The sequence below is a fragment of the Variovorax sp. Varisp41 genome, assembly GCF_047325085.1.
GTDB lineage: Bacteria > Pseudomonadota > Gammaproteobacteria > Burkholderiales > Burkholderiaceae_C > Variovorax.
In genome coordinates this window covers 4,876,686-4,894,210 of sequence record NZ_CP168540.1, presented here as the reverse complement: position 1 = coordinate 4,894,210, position 17,525 = coordinate 4,876,686, and the positions used below count along the sequence as shown (strand labels likewise).

General features: G+C 70.7%; 16 protein-coding genes. 12 read left to right on the top strand and 4 right to left on the bottom strand.

Annotation, left to right across the window (positions count from 1 at the left end):
• Positions 1-35 precede the first annotated feature (35 nt).
• Positions 36-968, bottom strand: a complete 933-nt coding sequence (locus tag ACEN9J_RS22635) for a LysR family transcriptional regulator (protein ID WP_413762111.1) — start codon at positions 966-968, stop codon at positions 36-38.
• Between the two features lie 114 nt (positions 969-1,082).
• Here ACEN9J_RS22635 and ACEN9J_RS22630 point away from each other — a divergent pair, with 114 nt between their 5' ends.
• The 5 genes from ACEN9J_RS22630 (at position 1,083) to ACEN9J_RS22610 (ending at position 8,162) form a co-directional block, all read left to right on the top strand.
• A complete protein-coding gene (locus tag ACEN9J_RS22630) occupies positions 1,083-2,126 on the top strand; it encodes a Bug family tripartite tricarboxylate transporter substrate binding protein (protein WP_413762110.1) in 1,044 nt (347 codons plus the stop codon).
• A gap of 64 nt (positions 2,127-2,190) precedes the next feature.
• A complete protein-coding gene (locus ACEN9J_RS22625) occupies positions 2,191-3,897 on the top strand; it encodes a carboxylesterase/lipase family protein (RefSeq protein ID WP_413762109.1) in 1,707 nt (568 codons plus the stop codon).
• Between the two features lie 11 nt (positions 3,898-3,908).
• Positions 3,909-5,336 carry a dipeptidase gene (locus ACEN9J_RS22620; RefSeq protein WP_413762108.1) on the top strand — a complete coding sequence of 476 codons (1,428 nt, stop codon included), beginning with the start codon at positions 3,909-3,911 and terminating at the stop codon, positions 5,334-5,336.
• A 140-nt stretch (positions 5,337-5,476) separates the two neighbouring features.
• On the top strand, positions 5,477-6,958 hold the full coding sequence (locus ACEN9J_RS22615) for a hypothetical protein (RefSeq protein ID WP_413762107.1): 1,482 nt from the start codon (positions 5,477-5,479) through the stop codon (positions 6,956-6,958).
• 22 nt (positions 6,959-6,980) lie between these two features.
• The gene (locus ACEN9J_RS22610; protein ID WP_413762106.1) at positions 6,981-8,162 is read left to right on the top strand and encodes a S41 family peptidase; all 1,182 of its coding nucleotides are present in this window, start codon (positions 6,981-6,983) and stop codon (positions 8,160-8,162) included.
• On the opposite strand, the gene ACEN9J_RS22605 is transcribed toward ACEN9J_RS22610, so the two are convergent.
• Positions 8,156-9,454 (bottom strand): DEAD/DEAH box helicase, encoded by a 1,299-nt coding sequence (locus ACEN9J_RS22605; protein ID WP_082321744.1) that lies wholly within the window; start codon positions 9,452-9,454, stop codon positions 8,156-8,158. The two genes, ACEN9J_RS22610 and ACEN9J_RS22605, sit on opposite strands and share 7 nt — an antisense overlap.
• A 99-nt stretch (positions 9,455-9,553) precedes the next feature.
• On the opposite strand from ACEN9J_RS22605, the gene ACEN9J_RS22600 reads away from it, so the two are divergent.
• The 5 genes from ACEN9J_RS22600 to ACEN9J_RS22580 all read left to right on the top strand — a co-directional run bounded on the left by ACEN9J_RS22600 (position 9,554) and on the right by ACEN9J_RS22580 (position 13,024).
• Positions 9,554-9,940, top strand: coding sequence for a translation initiation factor Sui1 (locus ACEN9J_RS22600; protein ID WP_057597644.1), 387 nt, complete (start codon positions 9,554-9,556; stop codon positions 9,938-9,940).
• The gene (locus tag ACEN9J_RS22595; protein ID WP_057597643.1) at positions 9,940-10,176 is read left to right on the top strand and encodes a DUF3820 family protein; all 237 of its coding nucleotides are present in this window, start codon (positions 9,940-9,942) and stop codon (positions 10,174-10,176) included. Before ACEN9J_RS22600 ends, ACEN9J_RS22595 begins: the two co-directional genes overlap by 1 nt.
• A gap of 191 nt (positions 10,177-10,367) precedes the next feature.
• A complete protein-coding gene (locus ACEN9J_RS22590; protein WP_413762105.1) occupies positions 10,368-10,802 on the top strand; it encodes an RNA recognition motif domain-containing protein in 435 nt (144 codons plus the stop codon).
• A 208-nt stretch (positions 10,803-11,010) separates the two neighbouring features.
• Positions 11,011-11,499: a tripartite tricarboxylate transporter TctB family protein gene (locus ACEN9J_RS22585; protein WP_057597256.1), complete on the top strand. Its 489-nt coding sequence runs from the start codon at positions 11,011-11,013 to the stop codon at positions 11,497-11,499.
• A gap of 13 nt (positions 11,500-11,512) precedes the next feature.
• Positions 11,513-13,024 carry a tripartite tricarboxylate transporter permease gene (locus tag ACEN9J_RS22580; RefSeq protein ID WP_057597257.1) on the top strand — a complete coding sequence of 504 codons (1,512 nt, stop codon included), beginning with the start codon at positions 11,513-11,515 and terminating at the stop codon, positions 13,022-13,024.
• Positions 13,025-13,080: 56 nt separating this feature from the next.
• Here ACEN9J_RS22580 and ACEN9J_RS22575 read toward each other — a convergent pair whose 3' ends face one another.
• Positions 13,081-13,839, bottom strand: a complete 759-nt coding sequence (locus tag ACEN9J_RS22575; RefSeq protein WP_413762104.1) for a sulfite exporter TauE/SafE family protein — start codon at positions 13,837-13,839, stop codon at positions 13,081-13,083.
• A 417-nt stretch (positions 13,840-14,256) separates the two neighbouring features.
• Between ACEN9J_RS22575 and ACEN9J_RS22570 the strand changes: the two genes are divergently transcribed.
• Both ACEN9J_RS22570 and ACEN9J_RS22565 read left to right on the top strand, forming a co-directional pair.
• Entirely contained in the window at positions 14,257-15,492 is a 1,236-nt protein-coding gene (locus tag ACEN9J_RS22570) for an ammonium transporter (RefSeq protein WP_057597259.1), read from the top strand.
• A gap of 21 nt (positions 15,493-15,513) precedes the next feature.
• The gene (locus ACEN9J_RS22565; protein ID WP_281080947.1) at positions 15,514-15,813 is read left to right on the top strand and encodes a hypothetical protein; all 300 of its coding nucleotides are present in this window, start codon (positions 15,514-15,516) and stop codon (positions 15,811-15,813) included.
• On the opposite strand, the gene ACEN9J_RS22560 is transcribed toward ACEN9J_RS22565, so the two are convergent.
• Positions 15,810-17,489: a thiamine pyrophosphate-binding protein gene (locus ACEN9J_RS22560; RefSeq protein WP_413762103.1), complete on the bottom strand. Its 1,680-nt coding sequence runs from the start codon at positions 17,487-17,489 to the stop codon at positions 15,810-15,812. The genes ACEN9J_RS22565 and ACEN9J_RS22560 overlap by 4 nt on opposite strands.
• Between the last annotated feature and the right edge of the window lie 36 nt (positions 17,490-17,525).

Below are 17,525 nucleotides of genomic sequence, written 5' to 3'. Positions count from 1 at the left end.
CCTCATCCAGTCCGTCGAACAGTGGTGCCTCGGCGCTACCCCTGCTCGGCCGCCGACTCCCTGCGCGCCAACGCCATGCAGAAGCCGCGCACGATCTGCAGCGCGGGCGCCTCGGTGCGGCCCTCGAGCGTGACGAAGGCGAACTGCGCATCGAGCCCGGCCTGCGGCGCCACAGCCAGCTCGACCAGTTCGCCGCCGTCGCGCAGCGCGCGCGTGACCGCGAGCACGCCGAGGAAGATCGCGTCGGTGTTGCGCACGGCCTCCACCAGCACGCCGATCTCTTCCGAGGACACCTGCAGCCAGCGCTGCGGACTGGCCTCGCTGCCGTAGCGCTCGACCAGGCGGCGCGCGACGTCGTCGCTCACGCGCGTGGAGATCAGCGGAAAGCGCGCGAGCTCGGCGAAGGCCAGCGCGCCCGCCTCGCGCAGGCGCTGTGCCAGCGGATGGCCGCGCCGGCAGACGAAACCCGAACGCAGGGTGGGCAGCACCTCGATGCGCAGGTCCTCGCTCGGCGAGAGCGCGCGGTAGGTGACCAGCAGTGCATCGATGGCACGCGCGCGCAGCGCCGCGAGCTGCTGCTCGGGCCCGCCGCCGTGCAGCTCGAGGCCGACGCGCGGGTAGTCGCGCAGCATGTGGATCAGGAGCGGCGCCGAGAACAGCGCGCCCGGCGCGGCGCCCAGGCCCAGCCGCAGCTGGCCCGCCTGCCCGTCGCTCAGCAGCGCCGCGGCCCGGCGCAGCTCCTGCGCCTCGCTCGAGATGCGCCGCGCGCGCGCCAGCACCATCGCGCCGAAGGGCGTGAGCTCGTTGCGCTTGCCGATGCGGTCGATCAGCGGCATGCCGAGCTCCTGCTCGAGCATCTGGATGCTGCGGCTGAGCGCGGGCTGCGTGAGGTGCACCTTCTCGGAGGCGCGGCTGAAGGAGCCGGTTTCGGCGAGCGCGAGCAGGTGCTCGAGTTGCTGCAGGTTCATGGCGTGCAGATCATGAGTTTAGATCATGATAAGCAGAAAAACAATGCATTGGACAGATAGATGAGCGATTTCTAGCATCCGTCGCGTACTGCTTTCGACCCAAGGAATCGCCCCATGCACGGCTTCTCGCAACGCTTCTCCCGGCTGTCGTCCGGGCTGTCCCGCCGCCGCGGCGCCCTGGCGCTCGCCGTGGCCTTCGCCGGTCTTGCGGCCGTGGGCACCGGCGCCTGGGCGCAGCCCGCGGCCTTTCCCTCCAAGCTGGTCACCTTGATGGTGCCGTACCCGGCCGGCGCGGCCAGCGACTTCACGGCGCGCGCGCTCGCCGAGCCCGTGGCCAAGGCGCTGGGTGGGCAGGTGATCGTCGAGAACCTGGGCGGCGCGGCCGGCGCCATCGCCGCCAACAAGGTGCTCGCGGCGCCGGCCGACGGCCACTCCCTGTTCCAGGGCTCGCCCAGCGAGCTGATCCTCTCGGGCATGGTCAACAAGAGCGTGCGCTACCGCCCCGAGGACTTCCAGCTGGTGGCGCCGGTGGCGATCTCGCCGCTGGTGGTGGTGGTCAACGACAAGCTGCCCGCGCGCACGCTCGACGAGCTGGTGGCGCTGGCGCGCGCCCGCGGCAAGGACGCGCCGCTGAGCTACGGCTCGACCGGCCCGGGCACGCTCTACCACCTGCTGGGCGAGCTGTTCGCCAGGCGCGCCGGCGCGAACGCCACGCACGTGCCCTACAAGGGCGGCGCGCCGCTGATGCAGGACCTGCTCGGCGGCCAGATCGACTTCGCCTTCATGCCCTACCAGGCCTTCTATGCCGACTACGCGCGCCAGGGCAAGCTGCGCGTGATCGGCGCACTCTCGGGCGGCCGCCTGCCGGCGCCCTTCGAGGACGTGCCCTCGAGCGCGGACTCGGTGTCGATGAAGGGCTTCGACTTCAGCATCTGGACCGCCTACGCGGTGAAGAAGGGCACGCCGCAACCGGTGGCCGAGCGGCTCAACGCCGCGATCGAGAACGGGCTGACCAATGCCCATGCGCGCGCCCAGCTCGAGGCGCAGGCCAAGACGATCTTCCAGCCGATGAGCCTGGAGGCGGCCGAGAAGTTCTACCGCGCGGAGATCGCGCGCTACCGCGAGCTGGTGCGCACCGTGGGCTACGAGTCGCCCTGACCGCGCCGCTTTTTCTTTCCCCCACCGACTGAAGAGAGGCCGCTCGCCGGCCCGAAGGAGACTTATGACCCCCCTCGATCGAAGGGCGCCTCGTCGCGCCCTGCCGCTGGCCCTGGCCGCGATCCTGTGCACCGCCCTCGCGGCCTGCGGCGGCGGAGGCGGCGGTGCCGCGAACTTCGCGCTGCCGCCGATCGCCACGCCCGCGCCGCCACCGCCGGCCGCGCCCGATCCCGCGCTCGCCAGCACCACCGAAGGCCCGGTCGCGGGCCAGCGCCAGGACGGCCTGGTCGCCTTCCTCGGCATTCCCTATGCACGGCCGCCGGTCGGCGACCTGCGCTGGGCGCCGCCGCGGCCGCCCGCTGCGCACGACGCGACGCTGCAGGCCCAGGCCTTCGGCACCGCCTGCCTGCAGGCGCCCGAGACCAATGTCGACGGCCGCTCGGCCGAGGACTGCCTCTACCTCAATGTCTGGAGGCCCGCGGACGCGAAGCCCGGCGACCGGCTGCCGGTGCTGGTCTACATCCACGGCGGCGCCTTCGTGCTCGGCTCGGGCTCGCAGGCCTCGGGCACGCTCGCGGCGCGCGGCGGCGTCGTGGTGGTGAGCTTCAACTACCGGCTCGGCGCGCTCGGCTACCTCGCCAACCGCTCGCTGCGCGCGCTCAACCGCGACGGCAGCCTCGGCAACTTCGCGCTGATGGACCAGATCGCCGCGCTCGAATGGGTGCAGCGCAACATCGCTTCGTTCGGCGGCGACGCGGGCAAGGTCACGATCTGGGGCACCTCGGCCGGCGCCACGCAGAGCTTCTCGCTGCTGCAGTCGCCGAAGGCCCGGGGCCTGTTCCACCGCGCCGTGATGCAGAGCGGCGGTGGCGGCGAATACTCGAACCAGGGCATGGACACGGCGCTGGGCATCGGCGATGCCGCGGTCGCCAGGCTGGGCTGCGCCGGCAAGGCCGACGATGCCGCCACCGTCGCCTGCCTGCGCGGCCTGCCGGCCTCCGCGCTGCTGGCCGTGGGCGGCAGCAAGTGGCGGCCCACGGTCGACGCGCAGGTGCTCACGCAGGTGCCGGCGCGCGCCTTCGAGAGCGGCAACTTCAACCAGGTGCCGGTGATGATCGGCGGCGTGTACGACGAGGGCACCCTGTTCGTCGACAGCAAGCTCGGCGCCGACGTCTACCCGTTCTACCTGCGCGGCCTCGCGCCCGCGGGCTTCGACACCACGGCCATCGAGGCGGCCTACCCGCTCTCGCGCTTCGCGGTGCCGGCGCAGGGCGTCGCGCGCGCCATCGGCGACGGCATGTACGCCTGCGGCAACAGCGCGCGGCGCGGCGCGCTCTCGGCCTGGGTGCCGGTCTACGGCTGGGAGTTCACCGACCCGGTGCTGTCCTTCCCCGCCAGGCCCTCGGCCTTCTACTACGGCAGTGCGCACGGCATGGACAGCTTCTATTTCGGCGGCATGGCCGACCAGCTCGCGGGCTATCCGTACCTCGATGCCGCCGACACCACGGCCGCGGGCGGCGATGCCACCGTGGCCACGCAGCGCCGGGCGCTCGCCGCGCAGATGAGCAGCTACCTGCTCAACTTCGTGCGCAGCGGCGATCCGAACCAGGGCACGCCGGTCGCCACGCCCTGGCCGCGCTTCGCCTCCCCGGCCGACCCCGCGCTGATCGCCTTCGGCTATCCCGCGATCGGCGTCACGCGCGGCGACTTCGAGCGCACGCACCGCTGCGACACGCTGTGGGGGCCGGGCGTGTTCCCGCCGATCTACTGATGAACACCACCATGCATTCCACAGACTCCCCTTCCGCGGACGCCGGCACGCAGGCCGTCATCGACCACCTCGCGGCACGCCAGCAGCCGATCGTGGCCTGGCTCGAGGACTTTCTGCGCATTCCGAGCGTGAGTGCCGACCCGGCCTTCGCGCCCGGCATGGACACGGCGCGCCGCTTCCTGCTCGAGCGGCTGCGCGCCATCGGCCTGCACGAGGTGCAGCTGCTCGACGGCGGCGGCGAACCCGCGGTCTACGGCGAATGGAACGGCGCGCCCGGCAAGCCCACCGTGATGGTCTACGGTCACTACGACGTGCAGCCCGCCGACCCGCTCGCGCTGTGGCGCACGCCGCCGTTCGAGCCGGCCACGGTCGACGGCCGGCTCTATGCGCGCGGCAGCTCCGACGTGAAGGGCTCGACCACCATCGCGCTCGAGACCATCGCGGCCTTCCTCGCGGTGCGCGGCGGCTGCCCGGTCAACATCAAGGTCTTCCTCGAGGGCGAGGAGGAGACCGGCAGCCCCTCGCTGCGCCACCTGGTCGAGCGCCACCGCGCGCTGCTGCGGGCCGACGCGGTGCTGTCGGCCGACGGCGGCCGCGCGAGCGCCGAGGCGCCGACGATCAACACCGGCGCGCGCGGCAATGCGCAGCTCGAGGTGCGCCTGCGCAGCGCGCACAAGGACCTGCACTCGGGCCGCTACGGCGGCGGCGTGCGCAACGCGCTGCACGAGATGGCGCGGCTCATCGCCTCGCTGCACCATGCCGACGGCGGCGTGGCGGTCGAGGGCTTCCATGCCGGCGCGCAGCCGCCGACGCCGCAACAGCGCGCCGACACGGCGGCCTTTCCCTACGACGAGGCGGCCTTCTTCGCGGACGTGGGCGGCAGCGACCACGGCGAGCCCGGCTACAGCGCGCGCGAGCGCATCACGCTGCGCCCCGCGCTCGACGTCAACGGCCTGTGGGGCGGCTACACCGGCGAGGGCGGCAAGACCATCGTGCCCTGCGAGGCCGGCGCCAAGCTGACCGCGCGCGTGGTCGCGGGCCAGGATCCGGGCGCCGTCATCCGCGCCGTGCTGCGCCACCTGCAGGCGCACTGCCCGCCGGGCTGCACGCTCGAGACCGTCGCGCTGCACGAGGGCTCGCCGGCCTCCACCCTCGCGCCCGCGCATCCGCTGGTGCGCGCGGCCGAGGCCGTGCTCGAGCGCGAGAGCGGCCGCCGACCGATCCATGTGCGCCTGGGCGCGAGCGTGCCGGTCACCGCGCTGTTCAAGGAGACGCTGGGCATCGACACGCTGATGTTCGGCTTCAACCTGCCCGACGAGGACGTGCACGCGCCGAACGAGTTCTTCCGGCTGGCGTCGATCCAGCAGGGCGCGCGCGCGTGGACGCTGCTGCTGGCGGAACTGGCGTCGTACCCGCCGGCACGGTTCCACGGGCACTGAGCGCGAGGGCTCGGCATTCCGCCGGCGGCTTGCCCGCGCGGTGAGCGGCACGGCACCCGCGGCCCCGTTCGAACGCATCGTGATGGCGGCTACCATCGCGCAGCGTCTGCCCGACCCGCCGTCTCCGCCCCTCCTTGCCCATGAAGCTGCTTGCCGCCCGCGTCTGCGCATTCGTCCTCGGAGCAGCCGCGTCCCTCGGCGTCGCCGCCGCCGATCTCGACGCCGGCGTGCGCGCCTACCGGGCCCGGGACTTCGATGCCGCCGTGGGCCAACTGCAGCCGCTGGCCGAGCTCGGCGACCCGGATGCGGCCTTCTACCTGGGCAGCATCCATGCCCGCGACGACAGCCGCCATCAGGACGACTACATGGCCTACAAGCTGCTGTCGCGCGCGGCACGCGCCGGCCGGGTCGATGCCAGCGACGCACTGATCCTGATGCGCGCCAAGGGCAAGGTCAGCCTCGTGTTCGAAGGCTATGCGCTACGCCCCGAGGACAAGGCCGGGCTGGAGCCGCTTCGGCAGGCCGCGCTCGAAGGCCGCTTCGACACGCTCGGCACGGAGAACCTGACGCGGCTCGCGGTCGCCTACTGCGAACACATGGGATTGGCCGAGGGAAGCGGTCCCCAGAGAACCGTCGATCGCAACGAGAACGTGCACGACTGGCTGCAGCGGGCGGCGGAGGCCGGGGAGCCGCGTGCGCAGTTCCTGCTCGGCATGCTGTATGCCGGTGGCCAGCCTTGCCATGGCGTGTCGGTGAAGATCGATCGTGCCCTCGGCCTGTCGTGGTGGCGCAAGGCTGCCGCCCAAGGCCTGCTGCAGGCTCAGCGAACGATCGCCGCCTTCGTCGTGCGCGCACGGGATGGCATCCCGGCCGACCCGAAGGAAGGCATGGAATGGCTGCGCCAGGCGGCGGCTCGCGACGACGCGCCCGCCATGGCGTGGCTGGGCATCTATCACGACAAGGGCTACGGAGTGCCCAGGGATGCGGCGCAAGCCATGCGCTGGTTCCGCAAGGCGGCCGATCTCGACGACGTCACCGCGCTCGACAACCTGGGCGACATGCTGTCGGCGGGCCAGGATGTCCCGGCGGATCCGGTCGAGGCGCATGCCCTGTACCGACGCGCCGCGGACCTGGGGGACCCTTATGCGCAGCGCCGTCTGGCCGAGATCTACACCCAGGGCGCCGGCGTGGAAAAGAACGCGGAACGCGCGCTGCAGTGGCGCACCGCCTCCGCGCGCGGCGGCGACCCGGTGTCGCAGACGATCCTGGGCCAGATGTACCTGTTCGGACGCGATGCGCCGCGCGATCCCAAGGCGGCACTGGACTGGCTGCGCGAAGGAGCGAGCCGCGGCCAGCCGCAAGGCCTGCTTCTGCTGGGCAGCGTGCTGGAGACGGCGCCGGGCGGCCTGGCGAAAGCCTGGGCCCTCTACACGCTGTCGGACCGCGCGGGCGAGCCCCGGGCAGCCCCGCGGCGAAACACCATCCAGGCCCGGATGTCGGCCGACGAACTGGCGCGCGGCAAGCGCCTGGCGGCCGACTGGCGCCTGGACGCACGCCAGCCCGGCGACTGGAATTGGCGGGCTCTCTCCCTCACGGCGACATCGCCGGAGGACAGTTTCTAGACCTCGACAGCGACCCCGCTTCATGGACCTCCGACCGCACTGCATCGCCGCGCTGGCCGCCGCCCTGCTTCCCATCGCCACCCTCGCTCAAGACCGGCCCGCGCGAGAGCCGCTGCCGCGGGACGACCTGCAATCGCTGGCGGCCACCTACCAGCTGCTGCGCGATTCCTACGTGAGGCCGCTCTCCGGCGAGGAGATCCTGCAGGCGGCCTTGCGCGGCATGGTCCGCGAGATCGACCCGGAGGGCGGGCAATTCCTGATGAAAGAAGACCTGGCCGACATGTCGCCACCGCCGAACTACACGGGCGGCGCGGTGGGCCTGGAGATGATCAACCGCAACGGCGAGGTCGCGGTGATCTCGCCCATCGCGGACAGCCCGGCGGAGAAAGCCGGCATCCGCCCCAACGACGTGCTCAGCGCGATCGACGGCACGCCCATCAAGGGCAATCTCAGCCTGGCGTTCAAGATGCTGCGCGGCCCGCTCGGCAGCAGCGTGACGCTCACGATGCGCCGCCCGGGATCGAACACGCCCAGGGATTTCAAGGTCGAGCGGCAGAACGTGCAGGGGGCGGTCGTGCGCCTGTCGATGGCATCGCCGGACATCGCGGTGCTGCGCATCGCCGAGTTCAGGGAAAACACGCTGAACCTGGCGGCCCGGGAGCTCGACGCGCAGTGGCGCAAGCGACCGTTCAAGGGGCTGGTGCTCGACCTGCGGCGCAATCCGGGCGGGCTTTTCGATGTGGCCGTCGGCGTCTCCTCGCTGTTCCTGCCGGCCAGGAGCAAGGTGGTGGAAACGCAGGGCCAGCGCACCGAAGCGAATGCCGTCTATTTCGCCGAACCCGCGTACTACACGCGCGGCGGCGCAGATCCGTTCGCCGGGATCGCCCGGGAGGTCCGCGAGCTTCCGATGGTCGTGCTTGTCGACGAGGGCACGGCCTCGGGCGCGGAGATCGTGACCGCGGCCCTGCGCGATCACAAGCGGGCGCGCATCGTGGGCCGCAGGACCTTCGGCCGCACGAGCATCCAGACCGTGACACCGCTGGGTGTCGACCGCGCGGTGCGCTTCACCTCCGCCTACTGGTTTCCACCCTCGAACGAAAAGCTCGAAAAGACCGGCATCACGCCGGACCGGGTGGTGGAAGCGGTCGATTTCCAGCGCGAGATCGAGGAGGCGGTCGCCGAGCTTCGCGCAAGGCTTCAGTGATCCTTCCCGGGTGACGGCGAAGCCTTTGCCGCTTCCGCGGCCTGCGCCGCGCGCAGCTTGTCCTTCTTGCTCGGCCGCTTGCCCTTGATGCCGCCCGTGCCGCTGGTGTCGACCAGGGGCGGCGCGACCTCGGTGGGCTCGAAGCCCTCGATGCGCTCGCGCGGCACGCGCCGGTCCTGGCGCTTCTCGATCAGGCGGAAGTGCGCCTCGGAAGCCGGCGTCACGAAGCTGATCGCCAGGCCGCTCTCGCCCGCGCGGCCGGTGCGGCCGATGCGGTGCACGTAGTCGGTGGGCGAGCGCGGCAGGTCGTAGTTGACGACCACCGGCAGCCGCGCGATGTCGAGGCCGCGCGCGGCCAGGTCGGTGGCCACCACCACGTCCCAGCGGCTCTGCTTGAACTGGTCGAGGATGTCGGTGCGCGCGCCCTGCGAGATGTCGCCGTGGAAGGGCACGGCATAGATGCCGTGGCGGTAGAGCTTCTCGGCCACGGTCTGCGCGGCATGCTGGGTGGCAACGAAGACCAGCACGCGGCCCCAGGCCTCGCCGTGCTGCTCGAGCAGGTGGCGCAAAAGCTGGGTGCGGCGGGTGCTGTCGACCTCGATCGCGCGCTGCACGATGTCGGGCGCGGTGCCGGGCTCGCCCTGCACGTCGATCGTTTCGGGGTCGCGCAGCATGCGGTCGGCCAGCGCCTGGATCGCCTGCGGGAAGGTGGCCGAGAACAGCAGGTTCTGCCGCTTCGCCGGCAGCTGCGCGAGGATGCGGCCCAGCTCCTCGGCGAAGCCCAGGTCGAACAGGCGGTCGGCCTCGTCGAGCACCAGCGTGGCGATCGCGTCGAGCCGCAGCGCGTTGTGCTCGACCAGGTCGAGCAGCCGGCCCGGCGTGGCGACGATCAGGTCGGCACCGCCGCGCAGGCCCATGAGCTGCGGATTGATCGACACGCCGCCGAAGACCACCGCGATGCGCAACCGGTCGGGCAGTGCGCGCGCGAGGTCGCGCAGGGTCTCGCCGACCTGGGCCGCGAGCTCGCGCGTGGGCACCAGCACCAGCGCGCGAAGCCGGCGCTCACCCCCGGCCGAGTCGGCGGCCAGCCGGTGCAGCAGCGGCAGCGAGAATGCCGCGGTCTTGCCCGAGCCGGTCTGGGCCGAGCCGCGCAGGTCGCGTCCCTGCAGAATCGCGGGAATGGCCGCGGCCTGGATCGCGGTCGGCTCGGCGTAGCCGCGTTCGGCGGCGGCGCGCACGAGCGCCGGGGCCAGCCCCAGCGATGCGAAGGACGGGGTGGGCGCAGCGGTCAAGCGGCGGACTCCCCACGGAAGAAGGCGGGCGGCAGGTGCATCGGAAAGGCTCGTCTGGGCTGGAAGAAAAGAGATCGGGAACGAAGAGAACGCAGGAACATGGCAACCCACAAGGACAACCCGGCGGCCACCCGGCTGGTGTATTCGACCGAGGCCGGCGGCCGCATGTGCCCCGATTGCGGCGAACCGCTGGCGCAATGCCGCTGCAAGGACCTCGCCGAGCAGGCGCGGCTGCGCGCCGCCGATGGCATTGTGCGTGTGTCGCACGAGACCGCGGGCAGAAAAGGCAAGGGCGTGACCGTGGTGAAGGGCGTGGCGCTCGACGCGGCCGCCCTGCTTTCGCTCGGCAAGCAGCTCAAGGCCGCCTGCGGCACCGGCGGAACGGTGAAGGACGGCACGATCGAGATCCAGGGCGACCACCGCGAGCAGGTGATCGCCACGCTCACCAAGCTGGGCCACACGGTCAAGCGCGCGGGAGGCCGCTGATGAAGCCCGAGGACCTCGAGCGCCTGGTCACGCTGGCGATGCCCTTCGGCAAATACAAGGGCACGCTGATCGCCGACCTGCCGGGCAACTACCTGACCTGGTTCGCGCGGGAGGGTTTTCCCCCGGGAGAGATCGGGCGGCTGCTCGCCTTGATGCATGAAATAGACCACAACGGCCTCTCGGGCCTGCTCAAACCGTTGCGAAACCGCCCGTCGGGATCAGAGGTTTCCCGATGAATGTGCAATTAAAAGCTTGATTTCCCGGCCAAACCGGGATAATCGCCGCTACGTGTCAGTGAGCCACCAGGCTCCCGTGCACGTTATCCGGTGATCGGTCAGTTTCGCGCACAGCGCCTTCGTTTGTTGTGATTCTGGGACTCCATCGCTTTTTCTGTTATTTGGTTTTTTTGAGTTGAGGAGTCCCTTTCATGGGCAAGAAACTTTACGTGGGCAATCTCGCCTACTCGATCCGTGACAACGATCTGGAGCAAGCCTTCGGCGCCTACGGTGCCATCGTCAGCGCCAAGGTCATGATGGAACGTGACACCGGCCGCTCCAAGGGCTTCGGCTTCGTGGAAATGGGTACCGACGCCGAGGCGCAAGCCGCGATCGCCGGCCTGAACGGCCAGCCGGTCCAGGGCCGCGCCCTGACCGTGAACGAAGCCCGCCCGATGGAAGCCCGCCCGCCCCGTAGCGGTGGCGGCGGCTACGGTGGTGGTGGCGGCGGTTACGGCGGTGGTGGCGGCGGTTACGGCGGCGGTGGCCGCAGCGGCGGTGGCGGCGGCTACGGCGGCGGTGGCCGCAGCGGTGGCGGCTACGGCGGTGGCGGCAACGACGACGGCTACGGCCGCGGCGGTTACTAAGCCCTCTCACACCATCGAATGGCGGCCCTGCCGCCTTTCGCTGAAAAAAGCTCCTTCGGGAGCTTTTTTCGTTTCCGGATGTCGCTCGGCCGAGACGGCGCGGGCTTACCCGTAGTAAGCGCTACGCATTAGTCCCTACCGGCCGGGTCAGCCAGCGGTCAGGCGCCGGAAACGACCCTCCTCCCTCCAAAACAGAGGGTCGAGAGACATGAAAATCAAGAGCCAGGCCGACTTCTTTTCAGGAGTCATGTTCACGGCCGTGGGCGGCGCCTTCGCCATCGGCGCCACCGCATACAACATAGGCGACGGGGCCCGCATGGGTCCCGGTTACTTCCCGCTCATGCTGGGCATCCTGCTCGCCCTGCTCGGGCTGGGGATCATGTTCCAGGCCATGGTGGTCGAGACCACCGACGGCGATCCGATCGGCAAATGGGCCTGGAAGCCGCTGGCCTACGTGCTGGGCGCCAACCTGGCCTTCGGCGTGCTGCTCGGCGGCCTGCCGAGCATCGGCCTGCCGGCGATGGGAATGATCATCGCGATCTACGCGCTCACCATCATCTCGAGCCTCGCGGGCGAACACTTCAACCTGCGCGACGTGCTGGTGCTGGCCACCATCCTCGCGGCGGGCAGCTACGTGGCCTTCATCTGGGCGCTCAAGCTCCAGATCCAGGTCTGGCCCACCTTCATCGCAGGCTGAGGAGCACACCACCATGGAACTGTTCCAGAACCTCGCGACCGGCTTCGGCGTCGCCTTCACTTTCACCAATCTGCTGTACTGCCTGATCGGCTGCATCCTGGGCACGCTGATCGGCGTGCTGCCGGGCATCGGACCGGTCGCCACCATCGCGATGCTGCTGCCCGCGACCTACGCGCTGCCGCCCGTCTCGGCCCTGATCATGCTGGCCGGCATCTACTACGGCGCGCAGTACGGCGGCTCGACCACCGCCATCCTGGTCAACCTGCCGGGCGAATCGTCCTCGGTGGTCACCTGCATCGACGGCTACCAGATGGCCAGGCAGGGCCGCGCGGGCCCGGCGCTCGCGGCCGCGGGCCTGGGCTCGTTCTTCGCGGGCTGCGTCGGCACGCTGATCCTGGCCGCCTTCGCGCCGCCGCTGACCGAGCTGGCCTTCAAGTTCGGCCCGGCCGAGTACTTCTCGCTGATGGTGCTGGGCCTGATCGGCGCCGTGGTGCTGGCCTCGGGCTCGCTGCTCAAGGCGGTGGCGATGATCGTGCTGGGCCTGCTGCTGGGCATCGTCGGCACCGACGTGAACTCGGGCGTGGCGCGCTTCAGCTTCGACATTCCCGAACTGACCGACGGCATCGGCTTCGTGGTGATCGCCATGGGCGTGTTCGGCTACGGCGAAATCATCGGCAACCTCTCGCAGCCCGACGACGAGCGCGAGGTCTTCACGCACAAGGTCAAGGGCCTGTGGCCCACCAAGGACGACTTCAAGCGCATGACGCCCGCGGTGCTGCGCGGCACGGCGCTCGGTTCGGCCCTGGGCATCCTGCCCGGCGGCGGTGCGCTGCTGGCGGCCTTCGCGGCCTATGCGCTCGAGAAGAAGATCAAGATGCGCCCGGGCGAAGTGCCCTTCGGCAAGGGCAACATCCGCGGCGTGGCCTCGCCCGAGTCGGCCAACAACGCCGGCGCGCAGACCTCCTTCATTCCGCTCTTGACGCTGGGCATCCCGCCCAACGCCGTGATGGCGCTGATGGTGGGCGCGATGACGATCCACAACATCCAGCCGGGCCCGCAGGTGATGACCAGCAACCCCGAGCTGTTCTGGGGCCTGATCGCCTCGATGTGGATCGGCAACGCGATGCTGATCATCCTGAACCTGCCGCTGATCGGCATGTGGATCAAGCTCTTGACGGTGCCCTACAAGTTCCTGTTCCCGGCGATCGTGCTGTTCTGCGCCATCGGCGTGTACTCGACCAATAACAACACCTTCGACGTCTGGATGGTCGCGATCTTCGGCTTCGTGGGCTACCTGTTCCTCAAGCTGCGCACCGAGCCGGCCCCGCTGCTTTTGGGCTTCATCCTCGGGCCGATGATGGAAGAGAACCTGCGGCGCGCGCTGCTGCTGTCGCGCGGCGCCTGGAGCGTGTTCGTCACGCGGCCGCTGTCGGCGGGCCTGCTGGTGGCCGCGGCGCTGCTGCTGGGCATCGTGCTACTGCCGGCCGTGAAATCGAAGCGCGAGGAAGCCTTCGTCGAGGATTGAGCGCCACCGCGCCGTTCGACTGAGCAAAGGCCCCGGTGTTCGCCCCGGGGCCTTTTCTATTTGAGGAAGGCGTCGTACGCGGTCTTGAGGATCAGCGCGCTCACCACGGCCATGAACACGATCCGCACGAAGCCCGCGCCGTGCCTGAGCGCCACGCGCGTGCCGATCAGGCTGCCGGCCACGTTGGCGACCGCCATCGCCAGCCCGTAATGCCACCAGACATGGCCCTTGAGCGCGAGCAGCAGCAGCGCCGCGCCGTTGGTGAGCACGTTGATGACCTTGGCCGAGGCCGAGGCGTTGAGGAAGTCGTAGCCCATCCAGCGCACGAACAGGAACACCAGGAAGCTGCCCGTGCCGGGGCCGAAGAAGCCGTCGTAGACGCCGATGCCCAGGCCGATGCTGCAGGCCGCGAGCGTCTCGGCGCGGCCGGTGAAGCGCGGCGCGTGGTGACGCCCCATGTCCTTGCGCGCGAGCGTGTAGAGCAGCACCGCCAGCAGGATGGCCGGCAGCGCGCGGCGCAGGAAGTCGCCCGGAAACTGGGTGACGCCCCAGGCGCCGGCCAGCGCGCCGCAGAAACCGGCCAGCGCGGCCGGCCACAGCGCGCCCCAGCGCATCTGCACACGCTGGCTGAACTGCGCCGCCGAAGCGGCCGTGCCCCAGATCGACGCGCTCTTGTTGGTGCCCAGCAACGTGGCCGGCGGTGCCCCGGGGAAGGCGGCGAACAGCGCCGGCACCAGGATCAGTCCACCACCGCCCACGATCGCATCCACGAACCCCGCGAGCAGCGAGGCCGCGGTCATCAGCCACATTTCCATGGCTGCGATTGTCGCACCGGAATCACTATCAAAAGAGTAGCAACCAATGGCGACGCAGCCGACTCTCCGGCCGCTTTTCAAGGCAAGGAATCGGGGCGCCGATGCGAAAGCGACAGGCAAAAAAAAGCGCCGACCAGCGGCGCTTCTGAATTTTTCAACCCGGCTCTCGGATGTAGCCTTTTGGATGATTGTTCTTGTCGATCGGGAATTTGTCTCCTCGGCCCTCGGCAGCACGAGCAGGGCCCGTTCGCGAGTGGCTGGACTTTAGGGGGTGCACCGCCGCAGTGCATTGGGAATTACCCGCTTTGCCTTACTTTCGCGCACGGCGTAGCAAACCAAAGTGTTTCACGCAGTTAACGATGTGGCACGACTTGTGCACAGAGCCCGGGACCACCACTCCAAGAAGAGACCGCCGCCATGGCCCTGGTACCGCAAGCCTCCATCAGCGCCGCGGACACCGCGTGGATGATGACCTCCACGGTGCTGGTGCTGCTGATGACGCTGCCGGGCATCGCGCTCTTCTATGCCGGCATGGTGCGGCGCAAGAACGTGCTCGCCACCATGGCCTGCGTGGTCGCCATCGCCGCGGTGGTGTCGCTGACCTGGTTCGCGCTCGGCTACTCGCTGGCCTTCACGCCCGGCTGGCCCTGGCTCGGCGGCACCGGGCGCTTCTGGTTCGCGGGCTTCGACTACCTGAAGGACGCCGGCACGCTGGCCGTGAGCCACGTGGCGCCCAACGTGCCCGAAACGGTCTACGCGATGTTCCAGCTGAGCTTCGCGATCATCACCACCGCGCTGGTGCTCGGCGCCTTCGTCGAGCGCATGCGCTTCTCGGCGGTGCTGTGGTTCGCGCTGCTGTGGAGCGTGCTGGTCTACGCACCGATCGCGCACTGGGTCTGGGAGCCCGGCGGCTGGCTCGCGCAGATGGGCGCGCTCGACTTCGCGGGCGGCTCGGTGGTGCACGTCAATGCGGGCGTGGCGGGACTGGTCTGCGCCTATGCGCTGGGCCCGCGCCGCGGCTACGGCCGCGAGCCCTTCGAGCCCTACAACCTGGCCTTCACCATGGCCGGCGCCAGCCTGTTGTGGGTGGGCTGGTTCGGCTTCAATGCGGGCTCGGCGGTGGCGGCCGACGGGCGCGCGGGCCTCGCGATGCTGGTCACGCACGTGGCGGCCGCCGCGGGTGCCGCGAGCTGGATGATCGCCGAGTGGACGGTGCGCCGCAGCCCCTCGCTGCTGGGCCTGTGCTCGGGCCTGGTCGCGGGGCTGGTGGCGATCACGCCGGCCGCGGGCTTCGTCACGCCGCCTTCGGCGCTGGCCATCGGCGCCATCGCCGGCCTGGCCTGCTACTGGGGCGCCACCGGCCTCAAGCGCCTGCTGGGCGCGGACGATTCGCTCGACGTGTTCGGCGTGCACGGCATCGGCGGCATCGTGGGCGCGCTGCTCACGGGCGTGTTCGCCGACAAGGCCATCTCGGGCGCCAGCGGCAACGTGCTGACGCAGGCGATCGCGGTCGGCGGCGTGGCGGTCTACAGCGCGGCCGGCACCGCGATCGTGCTGTTCCTGGTGCGCGTGCTGGTGGGGCTGCGCGTCGATCCCGACAGCGAGGTGCAGGGGCTCGACCTGGCCCAGCACCGCGAACACATCGGAGGCTGAACCGCGATGGATGGCCACGTCATGTCCGAGAGCGAGCGCATCGCGCTCGCGGCGCGCCTGCACGTGGCCCTGCGCCGCAAGCACGGCCGCGTGACCGACACCGAGTGGATGGCCGTCAATGCCGAGTACGCCACCGAGATGGTGCGCTTCGCGCGCGCGCATGCGGCCGAGACCCACGACGACGAGCTCGCGGCCATCGCGCTGCGGCTCGAACAGGCGATGGAGCCGCTGGCGCGCGCCGCGCGGCTCGAGGCCGCGGCGCGGCTGCCCGACGGCAGCGGGCGGCAGCCGCCGCCCAAATACATCGGCGGCCTGCGCTAGGCGTTCTTCGCAAGCGCCGTGTCGCGGATCGCCTGCAGCGTGGTCGACGGCGTGATCGCCTCCGGATCGAGCACGCAGTGCAGGATCGCGGGCTTGCCGCTGGCCCGCGCGCGCGCCAGCGCGGGGCCGAACTCGGCGGTGCTCGTCACGCGCTCGCCGTGGCCGCCGAACACCTCGGCATAGCCGCGGAAGTCGGGGTTCTTCAGCTGCGTGGCGCTGACGCGGCCCGGGTAGTGGCGCTCCTGGTGCATGCGGATGGTGCCGTACATGGCGTTGTCGAGCAGCACCACGAGGATCGGCAGCCCGTACTGCACCGCGGTCGCGAACTCCTGGCCGTGCATCAGGAAGTCGCCGTCGCCCGCGAACACCACCACCTCGCGCTGCGGCCACAGCCGCTTCGCGCCGACCCCGGCCGGCAGGCCGTAGCCCATCGAGCCGCTGGTGGGCGCGAGCTGGCTCGCGAAGGCGCGGAACGGCCAGAAGCGGTGCACCCAGGTCGCGAAGTTGCCCGCGCCGTTGCAGAAGATGGTGTCGTGCGGCAGCACCTCGCGCAGGTGCTGCATCACCTCGCCCATCTGCAGCGGACCCGGCACGCGGATCGGCGCGGGATCGCTCCAGCGCAGGAACTCCTCGCGCGCTTCGGCCGTGCGCGACTTCCAGGCCGGCGCCCGCGCCGGCTTCAGCGCGGCCACCGCCTCGGCGAAGGCGCGCGGCGTGGCATGGATGCCCAGCGCGGGCCGGTAGAGCCTGCCGAGCTCGTCGGCATCGGCATGCACGTGCACCAGCGCCTGCGCGGGCTGCGGAATGGCCAGCAGCTCGTAGCCCTGCGACGGCACCTCCGACAGCCGGCCGCCGACCAGCAGCACCAGGTCGGCCTCGCGGATGCGCTGCAGCATGCGCGGATTGGCGCCCAGCCCCAGGTCGCCCGCGTAGCAGGGATGCTCGGCCGACAGCAGCATCTGGCGCCGGAACGAGCAGTACACGGGCAGCGAGTGGGCCTCGGCGAACTGCGCGAACTGCCGCGTGGCCTCGGCCGACCAGCGGCTGCCGCCGAGCACCACCACCGGCCGCTCGGCCTGCGCGAGGCGCTGCTGCAGCTCGGCGATCTGCGCCGCGCCCGGATGGGTCTCGGTCACGGCATAGGGCAGCGCGTCGGCCACCGCGGCGGCCTCGGTCAGCATGTCCTCGGGCAGCGCGATCACCACAGGACCGGGCCGGCCCGAGGTCGCCACGTGGAAGGCGCGCGACACCAGCTCGGGCACGCGCGCGGGGTCGTCGATCTGCACCACCCACTTGGCCATGGTGCCGAACACCGCGCCGTAGTCGAGCTCCTGGAAGGCCTCGCGCCCCAGTGCCTCGCGCGCCACCTGGCCCACGAACAGCAGCAGCGGCGTCGAGTCCTGGTGCGCGATGTGCACGCCGGCCGAGGCATTGGTCGCGCCCGGTCCGCGCGTGACGAAGCAGACGCCGGGCCGGCCGGTGAGCTTGCCCTGCGCCTCGGCCATCATGGTGGCGCCGCCTTCCTGGCGGCAGACGGTGACGGCGATCGAGGCGTCATGCAGCGCATCGAGCACCGCGAGGAAGCTTTCGCCGGGAACGCAGAACAGCTGCTCGACGCCGTGCAGGACGAGCTGGTCGACCAGGAGCTGGCCGCCGGTGCGGGAGGTGGGGGTCACGAGAGGGCTCCGATGCGAGGGAGAAGAAGAAAGAAG